15 protein-coding genes are annotated in these 19,204 nt (G+C 39.8%); 1 reads left to right on the forward strand and 14 read right to left on the reverse strand.

Annotated elements, in window-relative coordinates:
• Window positions 1-210: 210 nt before the first annotated feature.
• The 6 genes from O1A01_RS24395 to O1A01_RS24420 form a co-directional block, all read right to left on the reverse strand.
• On the reverse strand, window positions 211-456 hold the full coding sequence (locus O1A01_RS24395; RefSeq protein ID WP_066422007.1) for a type B 50S ribosomal protein L31: 246 nt from the start codon (window positions 454-456) through the stop codon (window positions 211-213).
• Window positions 457-638: 182 nt separating this feature from the next.
• On the reverse strand, window positions 639-1,907 hold the full coding sequence (gene rho / locus O1A01_RS24400) for a transcription termination factor Rho (protein WP_066422009.1): 1,269 nt from the start codon (window positions 1,905-1,907) through the stop codon (window positions 639-641).
• 650 nt (window positions 1,908-2,557) lie between these two features.
• Window positions 2,558-3,526: a class II fructose-bisphosphatase gene (gene glpX, locus O1A01_RS24405; protein ID WP_066421513.1), complete on the reverse strand. Its 969-nt coding sequence runs from the start codon at window positions 3,524-3,526 to the stop codon at window positions 2,558-2,560.
• Between the two features lie 273 nt (window positions 3,527-3,799).
• A complete protein-coding gene (locus O1A01_RS24410; RefSeq protein ID WP_270065258.1) occupies window positions 3,800-5,095 on the reverse strand; it encodes a UDP-N-acetylglucosamine 1-carboxyvinyltransferase in 1,296 nt (431 codons plus the stop codon).
• A 319-nt stretch (window positions 5,096-5,414) separates the two neighbouring features.
• Window positions 5,415-6,272: a class II fructose-bisphosphate aldolase gene (locus O1A01_RS24415; RefSeq protein ID WP_270065259.1), complete on the reverse strand. Its 858-nt coding sequence runs from the start codon at window positions 6,270-6,272 to the stop codon at window positions 5,415-5,417.
• 295 nt (window positions 6,273-6,567) lie between these two features.
• Window positions 6,568-6,936: a response regulator gene (locus O1A01_RS24420; protein ID WP_066421505.1), complete on the reverse strand. Its 369-nt coding sequence runs from the start codon at window positions 6,934-6,936 to the stop codon at window positions 6,568-6,570.
• 177 nt (window positions 6,937-7,113) lie between these two features.
• Between O1A01_RS24420 and O1A01_RS24425 the strand changes: the two genes are divergently transcribed.
• Complete coding sequence (locus O1A01_RS24425) at window positions 7,114-7,653, forward strand: DUF2529 domain-containing protein (RefSeq protein WP_066421504.1); 540 nt, start codon at window positions 7,114-7,116, stop codon at window positions 7,651-7,653.
• A gap of 91 nt (window positions 7,654-7,744) precedes the next feature.
• Here O1A01_RS24425 and O1A01_RS24430 read toward each other — a convergent pair whose 3' ends face one another.
• The 8 genes from O1A01_RS24430 to O1A01_RS24465 form a co-directional block, all read right to left on the reverse strand.
• A complete protein-coding gene (locus tag O1A01_RS24430; protein WP_066421499.1) occupies window positions 7,745-9,358 on the reverse strand; it encodes a CTP synthase in 1,614 nt (537 codons plus the stop codon).
• Between the two features lie 428 nt (window positions 9,359-9,786).
• Window positions 9,787-10,338 (reverse strand): DNA-directed RNA polymerase subunit delta, encoded by a 552-nt coding sequence (gene rpoE / locus O1A01_RS24435; protein WP_270065260.1) that lies wholly within the window; start codon window positions 10,336-10,338, stop codon window positions 9,787-9,789.
• A gap of 889 nt (window positions 10,339-11,227) precedes the next feature.
• Window positions 11,228-14,479, reverse strand: coding sequence for a fused isobutyryl-CoA mutase/GTPase IcmF (gene icmF / locus O1A01_RS24440; protein ID WP_270065261.1), 3,252 nt, complete (start codon window positions 14,477-14,479; stop codon window positions 11,228-11,230).
• Complete coding sequence (locus O1A01_RS24445) at window positions 14,479-15,111, reverse strand: TetR/AcrR family transcriptional regulator (protein WP_066420539.1); 633 nt, start codon at window positions 15,109-15,111, stop codon at window positions 14,479-14,481. Before O1A01_RS24445 ends, icmF begins: the two co-directional genes overlap by 1 nt.
• A gap of 20 nt (window positions 15,112-15,131) precedes the next feature.
• Window positions 15,132-16,271, reverse strand: coding sequence for an acyl-CoA dehydrogenase (locus O1A01_RS24450; RefSeq protein ID WP_066420537.1), 1,140 nt, complete (start codon window positions 16,269-16,271; stop codon window positions 15,132-15,134).
• 266 nt (window positions 16,272-16,537) lie between these two features.
• Complete coding sequence (locus O1A01_RS24455; RefSeq protein ID WP_270065262.1) at window positions 16,538-17,677, reverse strand: acyl-CoA dehydrogenase; 1,140 nt, start codon at window positions 17,675-17,677, stop codon at window positions 16,538-16,540.
• A 19-nt stretch (window positions 17,678-17,696) separates the two neighbouring features.
• Window positions 17,697-18,548: a 3-hydroxybutyryl-CoA dehydrogenase gene (locus tag O1A01_RS24460; RefSeq protein WP_270065263.1), complete on the reverse strand. Its 852-nt coding sequence runs from the start codon at window positions 18,546-18,548 to the stop codon at window positions 17,697-17,699.
• Window positions 18,549-18,729: 181 nt separating this feature from the next.
• Window positions 18,730-19,080 (reverse strand): hypothetical protein, encoded by a 351-nt coding sequence (locus O1A01_RS24465; protein ID WP_270065264.1) that lies wholly within the window; start codon window positions 19,078-19,080, stop codon window positions 18,730-18,732.
• Between the last annotated feature and the right edge of the window lie 124 nt (window positions 19,081-19,204).

The raw sequence follows: 19,204 nt of genomic DNA on the forward strand, positions 1-19,204 counted from the left end.
CTTCTACAGCGCTTGCCTTGTGCTTGTCGCCGCTAAGCGAGCGCCCTCAGCATTTCTATCTATAAAGAATAAAAAAACAGGCAAGATGTTGGTTAACCTGCCTGTTTTATCGTTTCGTTTCGGAAAATCGTTGGCATGATTGCATGTACGATTTTTAGCCTTTTCATAACCAATGAGGGAGCAAGCTCCCTCATTGAGATAAGTTCAATATTACTTAAGGCCGTATTTTTTGTTGAAACGCTCAACACGTCCATCAGCAGCAGCATGCTTCTGACGTCCTGTGTAGAATGGGTGAGAGTCAGAAGAGATCTCTACTTTAATTAACGGATAAGTTGTTCCGTCTTCCCACTCAACAGTTTCGTTTGTTTTCATCGTAGAACCTGTGATGAATTTGAAACCTGTGTTGATATCCATAAATACGACTTTACGGTAATCTGGATGAATTCCTGCTTTCATTCTTTTCATCTCCTTTAACGCCCTGAGTCTTTCGAAACAGAGTTATAATCAAATGATACCAAAGTGTCATACAATTCGACATCATTTATCTTAAACACACTGTTGAAATTATATCAAGGTTATTCCAGTTTTGCAACAACTCGTAAATAGTTTTATTTGACAATTGTTGGACGAACTAAATATTAACGTCTACCACCTGTTTTTTGCTCATCGTCTAGAATAGAGAAAAATTCTTCGTTCGATTTCGTTTGTCGTAAGCGACGAAGTAGTTTTTCCGCAAAGTCAGGGGAATCAGACATTGTTTTACGGATTGCCCATAGCTTGTCTAAATGGTCTTTCGGAATTAATAACTCTTCTTTACGAGTACCTGAACGACGAATGTCAATTGCAGGGAAGATACGACGCTCAGCAAGTGAACGGTCTAAGTGTAATTCCATATTACCTGTACCTTTAAATTCTTCATAAATAACATCGTCCATACGAGAACCTGTGTCTACTAACGCTGTTGCTAGAATTGTTAAGCTACCGCCTTCTTCAATGTTACGTGCTGCTCCAAAAAATCGTTTTGGACGGTGGAAGGCAGCTGGGTCGATACCACCTGATAACGTACGACCGCTTGGCGGAATTACTAAGTTGTAAGCACGCGCCAGACGAGTAATACTGTCCATTAAAATAATAACATCACGCTTATGCTCAACTAAACGCATTGCACGTTCTAGTACTAGTTCTGCAACTTTAATATGGTTTTCTGGCACTTCATCAAAAGTAGAGCTTACTACATCAGCTGCAACAGAACGTTCGATATCTGTTACCTCTTCCGGACGCTCGTCAATTAATAGGACGATTAATTCTGCTTCTGGATGATTCGTTGTAATGCTATTTGCAATTTCTTTTAACAACATTGTTTTACCAGCTTTTGGAGGCGCAACAATTAAACCACGTTGGCCAAAACCTACTGGTGCCATGATGTCCATTATTCTTGTCGATAATGCACGTGGTTGTGTTTCAAGTAAGATGTGACGATCTGGGTATAATGGCGTTAAAGCCGGGAAGTGTACACGTTCTTTCGCCGATTCTGGGTCGTCGCCGTTTACGGCTTCTACATGAAGTAGCCCGTAATAACGTTCGTTTTCTTTAGGTGGACGAACTTTTCCAGATACTTTATCTCCATTTCTTAAATCGAAACGGCGAATTTGCGATGCAGAAATGTAAATGTCTTCAGAGCTTGGAGAGTAGTTAATTGGTCGTAAGAAACCGAATCCTTCCGACTGAATAATTTCAAGAACACCTTCCATGAACAATAGCCCATCTTGTTCTGCTTGAGCTTTTAAAATAGCAAATATAAGTTCTTTTTTCGTTAATTTACTGTAGTACGAAATTTTATATTGACGTGCAAGTTCGTACAGGTCTTTCAGCTTAAGATTTTCTAAATTAGAAATAGTTAATTCCATGCAAAAAAACACCACTCAATTCTTAATTTTTAGCTATACTTTTTTCTTTTCTTCGAAGAATGTATTGATATAAAGGAACGGATTTCTATTTCTCTATTAGTAGCGGAATAACTATCCTTAGAAGAGGTCGAAGAATAGCTTTTAGAAGCTAATATCGTTGTCTTTCCTATGCGGGAAGTAACGCATTTGCGGCTTAATAGTTAATCTATTTTTATTTCATCATGCTTTCTACTATATCTTTTACAGAAACAATAGATTCTCTATTATTCATATTTTACCCACATTTCCTATCTTTAAGCAACTACTTTTTGTAGACACCCCCTTACATAATCCGTGTCTTATGTCGATTTTACGTCTAGTATTAAAAAATATTTTTACTAGCTAATTTTTCTTTTCTCTTTGTAAAAACTAGGGACAAAAGCGGAGGCGCTTCGATCAGGCCCGTACAAACTGGACTGTTCCGGTAGGAGATAAAGGAAACACAGCGAGCGAAAGCGAGCTGATGTTGACTTATCGTACGGACGGAACAGGAAGTTTGATAGGGCCTAAGCGCCGGAGCTAGACGTAACGTAAGTAAAGTTAGTAGTTATACACAAAATTTACTCGTTTATAGTTTCCTAAACGACAAGGAAAAAACCGCAAGCAAATGCTTACGGCTTGATTACTAAGTTAGGTTTTTTCTTAATGTTATGCTGTCCGTCAATAAATCGAACTGTGCCTGATTTTGCTCGCATTACTAATGAGTGGGTTGTTCCATTCGTTCCTTTAAATTGTACCCCTCTTAATAGCTCTCCATCTGTTACACCTGTAGCTGCAAAAATAGCATCGTCTCCACGAACTAAATCTTCCATGCGTAATACCGCGTTTACATCGGCAATTCCCATCTTTTTGCAACGAATTAATTCTTGTTCATTTTGTGGAAGAAGTTTTCCTTGGATTTCTCCACCTAAACATTTTAATGCTACTGCGGCAATTACTCCTTCTGGAGCACCACCTGAACCGAATAAAATATCAACACCAGTTGCATCAAAAGCCGTATTAATTGCTGCTGCAACATCACCATCATCTATTAATTTTATTCTTGCACCAGCTTCTCTTAATTCTGAAACAATCCGTTCATGACGAGGTCTATTTAAAATAACTGCCACAATATCTTCAATGTCTTTATTTTTTGCCTTTGCCACTGCTTTTAAATTATCAATTACAGGTGCATTTATATCTATCTGCCCGACTGCTTCTGGGCCAACTGCGATTTTATCCATATACATATCTGGAGCGTGTAGTAAATTCCCGTGGTCCGCAACTGCTAATACAGCAAGTGCGTTCCAGCCTCCAGAGGCAACAATGCTTGTACCTTCTAACGGATCTACCGCTACATCTACGCGCGGGCCATAGCCTGTTCCGAGCTTTTCTCCAATGTAAAGCATCGGTGCTTCATCCATTTCCCCTTCACCGATTACGACGGTACCTTTCATTGGAATCGTGTCAAATACGTCTCTCATTGCACTTGTAGCTGCTTCGTCGGCTTGTTCTTTGTTTCCACGGCCCATCCAACGAGCGGATGCTAAAGCTGCAGCTTCTGTTACACGTACTAGCTCCATTGATAAACTTCTTTCCATCGTATCCTCTCCCTATAAAGCACTCTTTATGACAATGTGATATACTATTATCTTTTATTAGTATATCACATTTATCAAGTAATGTTATACTGTTTTAGTATTTCTTTTTAATAAAATGATAGGTGCTGAAATGGGGTTTCGTGTCTGGGAGTGGTGAAACGTTGGCTTGGGTAAAAATTGTACGATTTAGTTTTTCAGACTGAGATGCTTCGTTATCATAAGCTTGCTTTCCAGCAGGGAACCACGCTCCCATTACAAAAAAAACAGAACCCATTATGAGTTCTGCATTTGTTCTATTTCTTCTTCTGTTAATCTTTCACGCCAGATTGTTGCGCCTAGCCCATTTAGTTTTTCTTCTAAATGGCTATAGCCACGATCAATATGTTCAAGGCCTGTTACTTCTGTTAATCCTTCTGCCATTAATCCTGCAATGACTAGGGAAGCACCTGCACGAAGGTCACTAGCTTTTACCTTTGCTCCTTGTAGTTGCACAGAGCCATTAATGATAGCGGATCTGCCTTCTACTTTGATTTGTGCATTCATGCGACGTAGTTCATCCACATGTTTAAATCGCGCAGAGTAAATAGTATCCGTTACAATACTCGTTCCTTCTGCTTTCGTTAATAGTGCTGTCATCGGTTGTTGTAAATCAGTCGGAAATCCAGGGTGCACTAACGTTTTTACATCAACTGCTTTTAACTTTTCGCCAGGTACAACTAACACTTGATCTTGATTTGCATTAATATCTATTCTTACGCCCATTTCTCGAAGTTTCGCAATCAGTGGCTCGATATGAGTTGGAATTACATTATCTACAATCATTTCACTACCAGCTGCTGCAGCCATTATCATATATGTACCAGCTTCAATTCGATCTGGAATTATTGTGTGACGACAACCATGTAATGTTTCTACTCCGTCTATGCGGATGACATCTGTTCCTGCGCCTTTTATTTTTGCTCCCATACTCGTTAGTAAAGTTGCAACATCAATAATTTCGGGTTCTTTCGCTGCATTTTCAATAATCGTTCTACCTTTTGCTTTTACTGCGGCTAACATAATATTAATCGTTGCACCAACACTTACTACATCGAGGTAGATTCGTGCACCTTTTAACTCTTCCGCACGTAAATAAATAGCACCTTGCTCATTTGTTACTTCTGCACCTAAAGCTTCGAAGCCTTTTATATGTTGATCTATTGGTCGAGGTCCTAAGTGGCAGCCGCCTGGTAAACCGATGACAGCTTTTTTGAATCTTCCTAACATTGCTCCCATTAAATAATAAGAAGCACGTAGTTTTTTAACTTTCCCGTTCGGAAGTGGCATTGCGATCATATTTGCTGGATCAACAACTATGTCACCTTCTTCTGAAAGCTCAACTGTTCCACCAATTTCTTCTAACAAGCTACTTAAAATATCAACATCTGAAATTTTCGGTAACCCATCAATCCGAACCGGTGTTTCTGCTAAAATCGTTGCAGGAATTAAAGCTACTGCACTATTTTTCGCTCCACTAACACGTACCGTTCCATTTAATTTTGTTCCACCAATAATTTTTAACTTTTCCATATTTGACTCCCTTCAAGGCGAGGTTATGTCCAAATGTACTATTACTTAGTATACACAATTTCTGGCATTATCTAAAACAATATTTCTTGAATATTTTATTAATAATACCTTTTGACTAGTTATTATCGTGGAACTATCGAAGTATTTTACATTAATTCGATGAAAATGAAGCTGCGTGAAGCATAGTTTTAAAACGTGTTTTCTAGGGGAAATAAAGGATAGTCTGTAAGAAAAGAAAAAACCGCCATTCATAAGAATGACAGCCTTTACCTTGTTGAAAAAATATTGTTGAAATGGTGATTGTTGCTTATTTTAAATATTACGCTTTGTTTGAAGAACCGAATTCGCGCATTTTACCTATTACTGTTGCTTTAATAGCGTCACGAGCTGGTCCTAAATATTTACGTGGATCGTATTCTTCAGGTTTAGCAGCTAACGTTTCGCGAACAGCTTTAGCAGATGCGATTTGGTTTTCTGTGTTTACGTTAATTTTTGCAGTACCGAATGAGATTGCTTTTTGAATGTCATGAGTTGGGATACCAGTACCACCATGAAGTACTAAAGGTACTCCAGCGCGGTTGTTGATTTCTTCCATCTCTTTGAATCCAAGGTTTGGTTCACCTTTATAAGGACCGTGTACAGATCCTAATGCAGGAGCTAAGCAATCGATTCCAGTGCGTTTCACTAGCTCTTCACACTCGTTCGGATCAGCGTAAATTACACCTTCCGCTACTACGTCATCTTCTTGTCCACCAACTACACCTAGCTCTGCTTCAACAGATACTCCGTGGAAGTGTGCTAGCTCAACAACTTTTGTAGTTGTTTCAATGTTTTCCTCGAAAGGATGGTGAGAAGCGTCAATCATTACGGAAGTAAATCCAGCATGAATTGCTTTCGCACAAGATTCAAAGCTAGAACCGTGGTCTAAATGAATTGCAACTGGAACTGTAATGCTATAGTCTTCCATTAAAGCTTTAACAATAGCTACAACTGTCTTAAATCCGCCCATATAACGAGCTGCACCTTCAGAAACTCCAAGGATAACCGGAGAGTTTTCTTCTTGTGCTGCTTGAAGAATTGCTTGAGTGAATTCTAAGTTATTTAAGTTGAACTGACCTACAGCATATCCTTCTGCATTTGCTTTCTTTAACATTTCTGTCATGGATACTAAAGGCATCGTTTAATCCTCCTTTATTTATATAAAACATTACTCGAAAAGTTATTTACCAATATAGTTTCACCTAAACAAAAAAGGCTATGTACATTCCCTGTATAAAAGGTAAAAAACTTGTCGACGAAATCTAACCGTTATTAGCATACCAACTAAATTTAAAATCGGCAATAACTTCAAACCGCTATCGACCGATGTAAGCGTTTAAATGTAAAATGTTTTTATTTTCTGCCACATTCCACTGTTTTTAGGCAAAATTTTACCCCTTACCTAAATGGAAGGGGATATGTAAATATTAGCTTTACACTTTTTTAGGCATGTACTTTCGGACAGCCTCTCTTAATTCATCAATATCAAATGGCTTTGCAAAATGTGTAATTGCACCTAAATCTTTTGATTCTTGAATCATATCAAGTTCACCGTAAGCAGTCATTATAATTACTTGAAAGTCTTTATTAATGGCTTTTAAACGTTTTAAAATTTCAATACCGTCCATGCCAGGAATTTTCATATCAAGTAATATAAGATCTGGCGTATGCTTTTCTACGATGTCAAGTGCTTGATAACCGTTAGCAGCTTGAAATGTAGTGTACCCTTCCTTCTGGAATACTTCGTTCAATAAGATTCTAATTCCATATTGATCATCAACAATAAGTAGTTTATTCCCCATCTTGAACACACCTCATTTCTTTCTGTATAATAAATGCATCTTTTACTTTTATTCTACTATCAAAACATATTTTCCTTCTTTTTGAAAAAAAATTTCTACATATTACAATATATTACACTACTTTTACAGGTGTATAAAGGTACAGAACGATATATTAGAAAGATAGGTGTATTCATTTTGTTAAAAATATTTACTACACAATTACAAGGTTCTTTTCAAAAAATCGCTAAAGAAGAAGAGTTTTCATTTGAGGACGGTGCTCGTTTACTAGCTCAAGCTATCGTAGGAGAAGGTGATATTTATATTTATGGTGCTCGCGAAATGAAAGCTGTCGTAGCAGAAGCGATAGAAGGGGTTGAAACGTTACCACGAGGAAAAGAATTACATCGTGATCTCGCATCCTCTATTTCAATAGCTGACCGTGCATTAATTGTCACGAGATATGATAACGACGAAGAAGCTATCAGAATTGCTAACACTTTAACACAAAACGGGGTTGGGGTTGTTGCAATTTCTACAATTTCTGATAAAAAAGAGGGAAAAACAGAGCGTTCTTTATCCGAAATTGCAGATGTGCATATTGATTTACGGTTGAAAAGAGGACTTATTCCAGATGATGACGGCTCACGTTTCGGTTTCCCAACTAGTATGCTTGCCCTCTATGCGTATTATGGAATTGCTTTTACGTTGAAAGAAACATTAGATGAATTAGAATAGTAAATATTATTTGCCTAGAGCTGTATACAGTTTTAGGCTTTTTTATTCCAGAAAAAAGGAGTCACCTCGGGTCGGCAACTCCTTTCATTCATTATTTTGTTAGTACTTCTGCTTTTTTCAAAGAAGCTTGAACAAAGTCACGGAAAAGTGGTTGTGGTCTGTTCGGTCTTGATTTAAATTCTGGGTGGAATTGACACGCTAAAAACCATGGATGATCTTTTATTTCTACAATTTCCACTAAACGTCCATCTGGGCTAGTCCCAGAGAATATAAATCCTGCCTCTTCCATTTGTTGACGATATTCGTTATTGAATTCGTAACGGTGACGGTGACGCTCGTATACTACTTCTTCCCCGTAAGCTTCTTTTGCTAACGTACCTTCATTTAATTTACATGCATATAAACCTAGGCGAAGTGTTCCACCTAAATCTTCAATATCTTTTTGCTCTGGAAGCAAGTCGATAATAGGGTGCTTTGTTTCTGGGTTTAATTCAGATGAATGAGCATCTTTCAACCCTAATACGTTACGAGCATACTCGACGGAAGCTAATTGCATACCTAAGCAAATTCCAAAGAAAGGCACTTTATTTTCACGCGCATATCGAGTTGCAGCAATTTTCCCTTCCACTCCGCGGTCACCGAATCCACCTGGTACTAAAATTCCGTCCACGTCACGAAGTACGCTTGCTACGTTCTCTTCTGTCACTTCTTCTGAATTGATCCACTTAATGCTAATATCGGAATCAAATTGGTAACCTGCATGGCGTAAAGATTCTGCTACAGAAATGTATGCATCTTGTAACTCTACATACTTCCCTACTAGTCCAATTGTTGTAACTTTTTTCAAGTTACGTACTTTGTTTACTAACTGCTCCCAATCAGACATATCCGCGTCATTGCAAATAAGCTTTAAATGTTCACATACGATTTGGTCCATCTTTTGTTCTTGATAAGATAGCGGAACTGCATATAACGTATCTGCATCGATTGACTCAATAACCGCTCTTTCATCAATATCACAAAATAGAGCAATTTTATCCTTCATATCTTGAGAAATTGGGTGCTCGGAACGTAAAACGATTAAGTTTGGTTGAATACCTAAGCTACGTAATTCTTTCACACTATGTTGAGTAGGCTTCGTTTTTAGCTCTCCAGCTGCATTTAAATACGGAACTAATGTACAGTGGATATACATAACATTATCACGGCCGATATCACTCTTAATTTGGCGAATCGCTTCAAGGAACGGTAGTGATTCAATATCTCCAACAGTTCCACCAATTTCAGTTATAACTACATCTGCTTTCGTTTCGCGACCAGCACGGAACACCCGCTCTTTAATTTCGTTTGTAATATGCGGGATTACTTGGACTGTTCCACCTAAATAGTCTCCACGGCGCTCTTTTTTAATAACAGTTGAATAAATCTTCCCTGTTGTCACGTTACTATATTTATTTAAGTTAATGTCGATAAAACGCTCGTAATGACCTAAGTCTAGATCCGTTTCTGCCCCATCATCCGTTACGAAAACTTCACCGTGCTGATACGGACTCATCGTTCCTGGGTCAACGTTAATGTACGGATCAAATTTTTGAATCGTTACACTTAATCCTCTGTTTTTTAATAGTCTTCCTAATGATGCTGCTGTAATTCCTTTTCCTAATGATGATACAACACCACCGGTTACGAAAATATACTTTGTCATGTGGTCTCCCCCTCAAATATTATGTGATTCTTATTGTCTGGCGGTTTTCAACTTCTATTGAAATTGCCTATTTCACACCTTTTCCGGTATGTAACTAGTTGGTTATTGGGGCTTATTTTTGGATTCTCACTTTTCCTTTAGCTTTCCCATCCAAAATTATTTCACCACTCTTTTGATTAGAAAAAACAGAAAAGTTACGTCGCTGTGGAGCTATAAAAAATTATAAAAAGCGGATGCGCTCTTTATCGTTTTGCTCTTTTATGCGCGTCCCGCTTTATTTTCTGAAAAAATAAAAAACGCCCCCGTTACCGATTAGGTAAGGGAGCGTGTATTGTATAAGTGCTTTCTCTTTTTTAAAGAGCCCAAAAAAGATTCTACCTACGAACAGAATAAAAGTCAAGCACATTCCTTTAAAATGTTACACGGTATTATAATTCTTCTTCCTCTTCTTCGAGTTCCTCTTCTTCTTCGTCTAACTCATCAAATTCTTCTTCATCTTCGATAATTTCTAGATCATCGTCATCTGCGTCGTCATCATCATCTAGGTCGTCGACTAGATCGTCATCTTCTAAGTCTTCTTCCTCGTAATCGTCTAAATCATCGAATTCTAAATCTTCTTCGTCTAGCTCATCGAAATCGTCCAACTCAATATCGTCATCAAGTTGTTTTTTCGATTTTTTCTTCGTTTTTGCTTTTACCTGAGGTGTTGTTTCTTCCTCGATTTGGTCATACGGATACCATTCGCGAAGTCCCCACTGATTTTCTCCAATACAAATAAAACGTCCATCAATATTTAAGTCTGTATAAAATTGTGCAATTTTTGGACGTACTTCTTCATCAGATAATCCAAGGATTTGTTTTACGTCATCCAATAGTTCGCCGAACGTATAGGATTTTTTTTGTGTAATTAGTAATTCAGATGCAACTTCAATTAGTGACATTTCCTCTAATTGTTCTTTCGTTAGATGGTCAAGAGCCATGTCAGCACATCCTTTCTATGTATATCATATTAAAATAGTACCATTACTATTTCTATTAACCATATAAAACCATACCATTCATTATAAACAAAAATTAATTGTTTAATCCAGCCTTAAATGATTGTTTATGTAAAAATGTTTATTTAAATGAAAAGAAACTACGGCGTTCGTCATTGTTCGACGAACGCCTTGGTTAGTATTTCTGTTATTATCGTCCGTTTCACTACGCTACAGGTACTCGCTTCCTTCCACTCACAGTTCTAAATCTTGAAAGTCAAAACATAGTAGCAGTTTGTACGGGCGTGAGCAAAGCGCCTCCGCTTTTCTAATTGTCCAGCTGCAGGGGCTAGCGGCTCGAGGTCATAAGTCAGTCACTTCCGGTGGGCAAAAAGCGCCCACCTGCAGCGCCTGCCTTATGCTTGTCGCCGCTAAACGAGCCCCTTCCGCATTTCTGATTGTCCAGCTCCGGCGGCTAGGTCCGGCTCAAACTTCACCTTTCCTCCGTACGATAAGTCATCATCGACTCACTGACGTTCGCCGTGATTCCTTTATCTCCTGCGGAAAAGCTCCAGTTTGATTGGACCTGAACGAGCCGCCTCCGCTTTTCGCATTGTCCAGCTCCGGGCGTTAGCGGCTAACAAACTTCCCAGTCCGTCCGTACGATAAGTCAACATCGGCTCCTTTCACTCGCCGTGTTTCCTTTATCTCCTACCGGACTGGTCCAGTTTGTACGCCGCTGATCGAACGCCCTCCGCTTTTCTGATTGTCCAGCTGCAGGGGCTAGCGGCTCGAGGTCATAAGTCAGTCACTTCCGGTGGGCAAAAAGCGCCCACCTGCAGCGCCTGCCTTATGCTTGTCGCCGCTAAACGAGCCCCTTCCGCATTTCTATCTACATATTCCTTCTGTATTGCCCGCCTACTTGGTAGAGGGCGTTGGTGATTTGGCCCAAGGAAGCTACTTTTACTGTTTCCATTAGTTCTTCGAAGATGTTTCCTCCGCTTATGGCAGTTTGTTGTAGTTTTTGTAGTGCTTCTGCCAGTTGGTCTTCATGTTCTGTTTGGAATTGTCTTAAGTTGCGAATTTGTGTTTCTTTTTCCTCTTCTGTTGAACGAGCTAGCTCGATGGAGTTTAACTCTTCTTCAGATGGCGGGTTCGGGTTTTTATATGTGTTTACCCCGATTATCGGCAATTCGCCTGTATGTTTTTTCATTTCATAATACATCGATTCGTCTTGGATCTTCCCACGCTGGTATTGCGTTTCCATTGCACCTAACACACCGCCACGGTCATTTAAGCGATCGAATTCTTGCAGAACTGCTTCCTCTACTAAATCTGTTAACTCTTCGACGATAAACGCCCCTTGTAACGGGTTTTCGTTCTTTGTTAAGCCATGCTCTTTCGTAATAATCATTTGAATCGCCATTGCACGACGGACCGATTCTTCCGTTGGTGTCGTAATCGCCTCGTCGTAAGCATTCGTATGAAGCGAGTTACAGTTATCTTGTAGCGCCATTAATGCTTGTAACGTAGTTCGAATATCGTTAAAGTCAATTTCTTGCGCATGCAACGATCGACCTGATGTTTGAATATGGTATTTTAGTTTTTGACTGCGCTCATTTGCACCGTATTTATTTTTCATAACCGTTGACCAAATGCGACGAGCTACACGACCAATAACTGTGTATTCTGGGTCTAATCCGTTACTAAAGAAGAATGAAAGGTTAGGCGCAAAGTCATCTATATTCATTCCACGGCTTAAATAATACTCTACATACGTAAAGCCATTTGCAAGCGTGAAGGCAAGTTGAGAAATTGGGTTTGCTCCCGCTTCGGCAATGTGATAACCAGAAATTGAAACGGAATAATAGTTTCGTACTTTATGTTCGATGAAATATTGTTGAATATCTCCCATCATCCGCAATGCAAATTCTGTTGAGAAAATACATGTGTTTTGTCCTTGGTCTTCTTTCAAAATATCGGCTTGCACTGTTCCACGTACTGTTTTTAATGTCCATTCTCTTACTTCTGTATACTCTTCTACTGTTAGTACCCTACCAACCTCTTCTTCTTTTTTCTTCACTTGTTGGTCTATAGCAGTGTTCATAAACATCGCTAATATAATTGGTGCTGGACCGTTAATCGTCATCGACACAGACGTAGAAGGCGCGCACAAATCAAATCCGTCATACAGTTTTTTCATATCCTCTAGCGTACAAATACTAACACCACTATTTCCGATTTTTCCATAAATATCTGGGCGGTGGTCCGGATCTTCTCCATAAAGAGTTACCGAGTCAAACGCTGTACTTAAACGTTTCGCTGTATCATCTTTACTTAAATAGTGGAAACGACGATTTGTTCTTTCAGGAGTTCCTTCGCCAGCAAATTGACGTTTCGGATCTTCCCCTTCCCGTTTAAACGGAAACACTCCTGCCGTATAAGGGAATTCTCCTGGAACATTTTCTTTATATACCCATTTTAATATTTCCCCATAGTCTACATATTTCGGTAAAACTACTTTCGGAATGGAAAGGCCTGATAAGCTTTTCGTTGTAAGCTTTGTAATAATTTCTTTGTCACGGATTCTCGTTATAAATTGATCACCAGAATATGCTTCTCGTTTCGCATCCCACGATTCTAGTACTTTTTTAGATGTTGGAGTTAGTTGTTGCGCATATTCTTCTCGTAATTGTTGTAGTTCTTGCTTTAGCTCCGCTTTTCCAGCTACTGATGCTGCTTCCATTGCTCCATCTAACTGAAACAGTTTACGGGCAATCTCCACTTGCGCTTGCGCATCCTTATGATAGTTTCGAACTGTTTCGGAAATCTCACGTAAATAATAGCGACGGTCGTTCGGAATAATAATATTTTGTTTTTCTACTTCTTTTGATACTGGCAAACTCGATGAGTAAGTTGTTCCTGCTTTTTCATTTATTTTTTCTAGAAGAGCTGCAAATAACGTATTCGTACCTAAATCGTTAAACTGGCTCGCAATGGTTCCGTACACCGGCATTTCATCTAGCTCTTTATCCCATAATAAACGGCTTCTTTGGTACTGCTTTTGAACTTGACGTTTTGCATCCTCAGAGCCTTTTCGTTCAAATTTATTAATCACAATTAAGTCTGCGTAATCGATCATATCTATTTTTTCAAGCTGTGACGGAGCACCAAATTCGCTCGTCATTACATACATAGAAAGATCGGTAATTTCTGTTATCGCAGCATCTCCTTGACCGATACCACTCGTTTCGACAATAACTAAATCAAAGCCTGCTGCTTTTACAACAGAAATAGCATCCCGTATCGCTAACGATAGCTCGGAACGCGAGCCTCTTGTTGCAAGGGAGCGCATATAAACTCTTGGGTTGAAAATAGCGTTCATCCGAATGCGGTCTCCTAATAGTGCTCCACCTGTTTTTTGCTTTGTCGGATCAACCGAAAGGATAGCAATTTTCTTTTCCGGCACTTCGTTTAAAAAGCGTCGAATCAGTTCATCTGTTAATGAGCTTTTCCCAGCTCCGCCTGTTCCTGTAATTCCTAATACTGGTGAATTGGACTGCATCGCTTTTACTTGCTCTAACATTGCTTGCGCCGTTGAGGCTACTTCCGCTTCTGCCGAAAGACCTACTTCTGCTAATGTTATCAGTCTACCAATTAGACGATGATTATCAGCGTCTAATTGCTCTACATCAACGTCCAAGCCTTCTCCAGGTAAAAAGTCACAATCTCTTACCATTAAATCTATCATTCCTTGAAGGCCATACTCCCGACCGTCATCCGGTGAAAAAATACGAGCAATCCCGTATTCATGGAGCTCCTTTATTTCTTCTGGAATGATAACACCGCCTCCACCACCGTAAATTCGGATGTGTGGCGCGCCTTTTTCTTTTAATAAGTCATACATATATTTAAAATATTCTACGTGACCACCTTGGTAAGATGATATAGCAATTCCTTGCACATCTTCTTGAATAGCCGCATTTACAATTTCTTCAACAGAACGGTTATGTCCTAAATGAATGACTTCCGCTCCACTTCCTTGTAAAATACGACGCATAATATTAATCGATGCATCATGACCGTCAAAAAGACTGGAAGCCGTTACGAAACGGATATGGTGTTTTCGTTTATACGTTTCCATTATTTTTTCTCCCCCTTCATAAGACCGTGTAACAATATTTCAAGTTGAAGCTCTATATACTCATTTAAATTAAATTGCTTTTGTAATGCCCAACGTCGGAATCCCCACATCTGACCTTGGACGAACAAATTGTGTGCAAGTAGCGAAATTTCTTTTTCCGAGACAGGTAAATTTTCATATTCAACACAATTGCGGATTACCCGTTCAAACATGCCTACCATTTGTAATTCTTTATTTAACACGTATGGAAGTGCGTCTTTTGATAAAGATTTTGCCTCCTGGTACATAACAAGTACTTCATCTTGCATTTCATCCATTACATGAAAATAATAATATATTGCTGATTTTAAGCTTTTTAAGCATCCTCGGTTCATATCTAACTCTTGCTGTAACCGCTCTCCAACTTGGTCATAAATGCGGTCACAAACGAGATACAATACGTCCTCTTTCGTACGAATGTATTCATACAGTGTGCCAATACTAAATCCAGCCTCTTTTGCAAGCTCTCTCGTCGTTGTACGGTGAAAGCCTTTTTCTTTAAAAAGGCTCACCGCTCCTTTAATCATTTGATCTCTTCTTTTTTCAATTAACTTTTCATCTTTCACCGACGCATGTACTTGCCTTTTTTTCATTAAAGCTCCCACCTATTCGGTTACTTCGTGATCATACGAGAAATAACGAGACGCTGAATTTCTTGTGTACCTTCATAAATTTGGGTAATTTTTGCATCTCTCATATAGCGCTCAACTGGATAGTCTTTCGTATAACCGTATCCACCAAAAATTTGTACCGCTTCTGTCGTAACTTTCATTGCAGTATCACCAGCTAACAGTTTAGACATTGCTGATTCTTTTCCGTAAGAAAGACCTTCTGATTCTCTCCACGCTGCTTGATAAGTTAATAGTCTAGAAGCTTCAATAGATGTTGCCATATCTGCTAGTTTAAAGCTTACACCTTGTTGAGCTGAGATCGGTTTACCGAATTGAACGCGCTCTTTTGCATAAGCGATCGCTGCGTCTAATGCGCCTTGTGCGATACCAACTGCTTGCGCAGCAATGCCGTTACGTCCACCGTCTAGAGTTGTCATCGCGACTTTGAACCCTTCACCTTCTGCACCAAGCATGTTTTCTTTCGGTACGCGACACTCTTCAAAAATAATTTCCGTTGTAGGTGAAGAACGAATTCCTAACTTCTTTTCCTTCTTTCCAACAGAGAATCCAGGGAAGTCACTTTCGATAATGAATGCAGATGTTCCTTTATGTTTAGAAGTTGGATCTGTTAATGCAAACACCACATAGATGTCCGCAATTCCACCGTTTGTAATGAATATTTTAGAACCGTTTAATACGTAATGGTCTCCGTCTAATCTAGCCGTTGTTCTCATTGCACCTGCATCTGAGCCTGATCCTGGTTCTGTTAGTCCGTAGCCACCAATTTTCGTACCTTGTGCAAGTGGCACTAAATATTTTTGCTTTTGCTCTTCTGTTCCGTATTTGTAAATTGGCCAGCTTGCTAGTGATGTGTGCGCAGAAAGTGTAACTCCAGTGGAAGCACATACACGAGAAAGTTCTTCTACTGCGATACAATATGCTAAATAGTCACTGCCAATTCCGCCGTACTCTTCCGGAAAAGGTATTCCTGTTAGACCAAGGTCCGCCATTTTATTGAATATTTCCATATCGAAGCGTTCTTCTTCGTCACGCTCTGCTGCTGTTGGTTCTACTTCGTTTCTTGCAAAGTCTCTTACCATTTTGCGAATCATTTCATGTTCTTCTGATAATAAAAAGTTCATTTGTTTCCCTCCGTTTTTTCGTTAGTATCTATCCTTGAACAAAGATTAATATTTCTAAGTTTGTCCGTTACACTACGCTGCAGGTACTCGCTTTCCGCGGGGAGAAACGGGAGCCTCCTCGGGCTTTGCCCTGTGGGGTCTCCCGATTCCTCTTCTTCCCGCAGGAGTCTCGCACCTTCCGCTTCGTTCCACTCATAAGTTTAATGCAAAACCTTATTCTAACTTTGGAACTCTTATTGGCACGGCACGGAAATTAGTCCGCCATATTACTTTAATAAATGTTTACTAATTACTAACCGTTGAATTTCACTTGTTCCTTCGTATATTTCACAAACTTTCGCATCGCGGAAAAAGCGTTCTACTGGGTAATCTTTCGTATATCCGTAGCCACCGAATATTTGCACTGCTTCCGTAGCAACTTTCATTGCCGTTTTAGATGCAAAAAGCTTTGCAATCGACGCTTCTTTTCCACATGGCAAACCTTTGGAGCGTAAATTTGCCGCTCGATAGACTAATAGTTTTGCAGCTTCAACTGCGGTTGCCATATCTGCTAATTTAAAACCAACACCTTGTTGTGCTGCGATTGGCTTTCCGAATTGAACACGCTCTTTCGCATACGCAACTGCCGCTTCTAGCGCGGCTTCGGCAATTCCTAAAGATTGCGCAGCTATTCCAATTCGACCAACATCTAAGTTAGACATAGCATTTTTAAAGCCTTCTCCTTCTGCACCGAGTAAATTCTCGACTGGTACTTTCGCATCCTCAAATGTTAGTTGAACAGTACGAGAGCCGTGAAGCCCCATTTTATGTTCGTCTTTTCCAATAATAAAACCTGGTGTATCCTTCTCGACTATAAAAGCAGAAATTCCTTTTGTCCCAAGCTCCGGATTAGTAGAAGCGTAAACAATATAAGTGTCTGCTTCTCCACCGTTCGTAATAAATACTTTTGAGCCGTTTAAAATGTAGTGATCATCTTTCAACACGGCACGGGTCTTTAAGCTACCAGCATCTGAACCTGAACTTGGCTCTGTTAAACAGAACGCCCCTAAATACTCACCGCTCGCTAATTTGGTAACATATTTTTTCTTTTGTTCTTCTGTTCCAAAGTATAGAATCGGATTCGTGCCGACTGACGTATGAACACTTAAAATAACGCCGACTGTTGCACTCACCTTTGAAAGTTCATTAATCGCAATAATGTAGGACGTAAAATCCATCCCTGCCCCACCGTATTCTTCTGGAATGGTTATACCCATTAATCCAAGTTCAGCCATTTTCTTTAAAATGCCTCTAGGAAATTCACCATCTTCTTCCATTTTTTCTACGAACGGAGCAATTTCTGCTTCTGCAAAGTCTCTGACCATTTTTCGCATCATTTCTTGTTCTTCTGTAAAGCGTAAATTCATGATGATCCAACTCCTATGTCTATGAATAAGTGTAAAATCCTCTTCCTGTTTTCTTACCAAGCCAACCAGCCTTTACGTATTTACGCAATAACGGACAAGGGCGGTATTTATCGTCTCCAAAGCCTTCGTGTAATGTTTCCATAATATAAAGGCAAGTATCTAACCCGATAAAATCAGCTAAAGTTAAAGGGCCCATCGGATGATTCATACCGAGTTTCATCACTTCGTCTACTGCTTCTGGTGTAGCTACTCCTTCGTAAACTGTGTAGATTGCCTCGTTAATCATTGGCATTAAAACGCGGTTTGAAACGAATCCTGGGAAGTCGTTTACTTCAACTGGTACTTTTGCTAATTTTTTCGTCATATCTTCAATTGAGTTGTATACTTCATCTGCTGTTTGTAGGCCGCGTATAATTTCGACTAGTTTCATCACCGGAACTGGGTTCATAAAGTGCATACCGATTACTTTTTCCGGTCTGGACGTTACTGCCGCGATTTCTGTAATTGGTAGAGATGATGTATTAGTGGCTAAAATCGCATGTGCTGGTGCATGTTGGTCCAGTGTTTTAAAAATACTTTTCTTAATGTCCATGTTTTCGACTGCTGCTTCGATGACGATATCTACTGAACTAGCATCTTCTATCGCTTGTGTCCAAGTAAGGCGGTTTAATGTTGCCTCTTTTTCTTCTTCTGTCATTCGGCCTTTTTCTACGTTGCGGTTTAAGTTTTTAGTGATGTTCGCAAGGCCCTTGTCTAGTGATTCTTGTTTAACGTCGTTTACGATTACATCGTATCCTGCTTGTGCGCAAACTTGGGCAATGCCTGATCCCATTTGGCCCGCGCCGATTACCATTACTTTTTGAATACTCATTTATTTGTTCGCTCCTTTTTTCAGATTCTATTTATTTTAGGTTTGATAGTTTGGATATTTTTGTTCTATTTCTCTGTAGGTGCTCGCTTGTTATTGGGATGTTTAGCTACGGTGGCTTCCGCTTCCGTTTTGTGCCAACAGCCTTACTTTTTGTGTCAGCTGATTTCGGTTTTGCGCCAACTCACTCGCCTTTTGTGCCAATTGATTTCGGTTTTGCGCCAACTGAAGTCAGTTTTACGCCAACTGCGACGCTTTTTCGGCCAACTGAGCTCACTTTCACGCCAACTGCGATGCTTTTTCGGCCAACTGAGCTCACTTTCACGCCAACTGCGACGCTTTTTCGGCCAACTGAGCTCGTTTTCACGCCAACTGCAATGCTTTTTCGGCCTACCGAGCTCGTTTTCACGCCAATTGCGACGCTTTTTCGGCATACCGAGCTCACTTTCACGCCAACTGCGGCGCTTTTTCGGCCAACTGAGCTCACTTTCACGCCAACTGCGACGCTTTTTCGGCCAACTGAGCTCGTTTTCACGCCAACTGCGATGTTTTTTCAGCCAACCAAACTCACTTTCACGCCAACCGCTACGCTTTTTCAGCCAACCGAACTCGCTTTCACGCCAACGACCTCACCTTTTGCGCCATCCGACTTCGGTTTT

Source organism: Sutcliffiella sp. NC1 (assembly GCF_027594365.1).
In the GTDB taxonomy this organism is placed as follows: Bacteria; Bacillota; Bacilli; order Bacillales; family Bacillaceae_I; genus Sutcliffiella; species Sutcliffiella cohnii.

Excerpts from the sequence above, each read along its gene's own strand:
- O1A01_RS24410 (WP_270065258.1), bottom strand. The coding sequence starts at position 5,095 with ATGGAAAAGTTAAAAATTATTGGTGGAACAAAATTAAATGGAACGGTA.
- O1A01_RS24420 (WP_066421505.1), bottom strand. The coding sequence starts at position 6,936 with ATGGGGAATAAACTACTTATTGTTGATGATCAATATGGAATTAGAATC.
- icmF (WP_270065261.1), bottom strand. The coding sequence starts at position 14,479 with ATGGAAACGTATAAACGAAAACACCATATCCGTTTCGTAACGGCTTCC.
- O1A01_RS24460 (WP_270065263.1), bottom strand. The coding sequence starts at position 18,548 with ATGAGTATTCAAAAAGTAATGGTAATCGGCGCGGGCCAAATGGGATCA.
- O1A01_RS24455 (WP_270065262.1), bottom strand. The coding sequence starts at position 17,677 with ATGAATTTACGCTTTACAGAAGAACAAGAAATGATGCGAAAAATGGTC.
- rho (WP_066422009.1), bottom strand. The coding sequence starts at position 1,907 with ATGGAATTAACTATTTCTAATTTAGAAAATCTTAAGCTGAAAGACCTG.
- O1A01_RS24415 (WP_270065259.1), bottom strand. The coding sequence starts at position 6,272 with ATGCCTTTAGTATCCATGACAGAAATGTTAAAGAAAGCAAATGCAGAA.
- rpoE (WP_270065260.1), bottom strand. The coding sequence starts at position 10,338 with ATGGCTCTTGACCATCTAACGAAAGAACAATTAGAGGAAATGTCACTA.
- glpX (WP_066421513.1), bottom strand. The coding sequence starts at position 3,526 with ATGGAAAGAAGTTTATCAATGGAGCTAGTACGTGTAACAGAAGCTGCA.
- O1A01_RS24450 (WP_066420537.1), bottom strand. The coding sequence starts at position 16,271 with ATGAACTTTTTATTATCAGAAGAACATGAAATGATTCGCAAAATGGTA.
- O1A01_RS24445 (WP_066420539.1), bottom strand. The coding sequence starts at position 15,111 with ATGAAAAAAAGGCAAGTACATGCGTCGGTGAAAGATGAAAAGTTAATT.
- O1A01_RS24430 (WP_066421499.1), bottom strand. The coding sequence starts at position 9,358 with ATGACAAAGTATATTTTCGTAACCGGTGGTGTTGTATCATCATTAGGA.
- O1A01_RS24395 (WP_066422007.1), bottom strand. The coding sequence starts at position 456 with ATGAAAGCAGGAATTCATCCAGATTACCGTAAAGTCGTATTTATGGAT.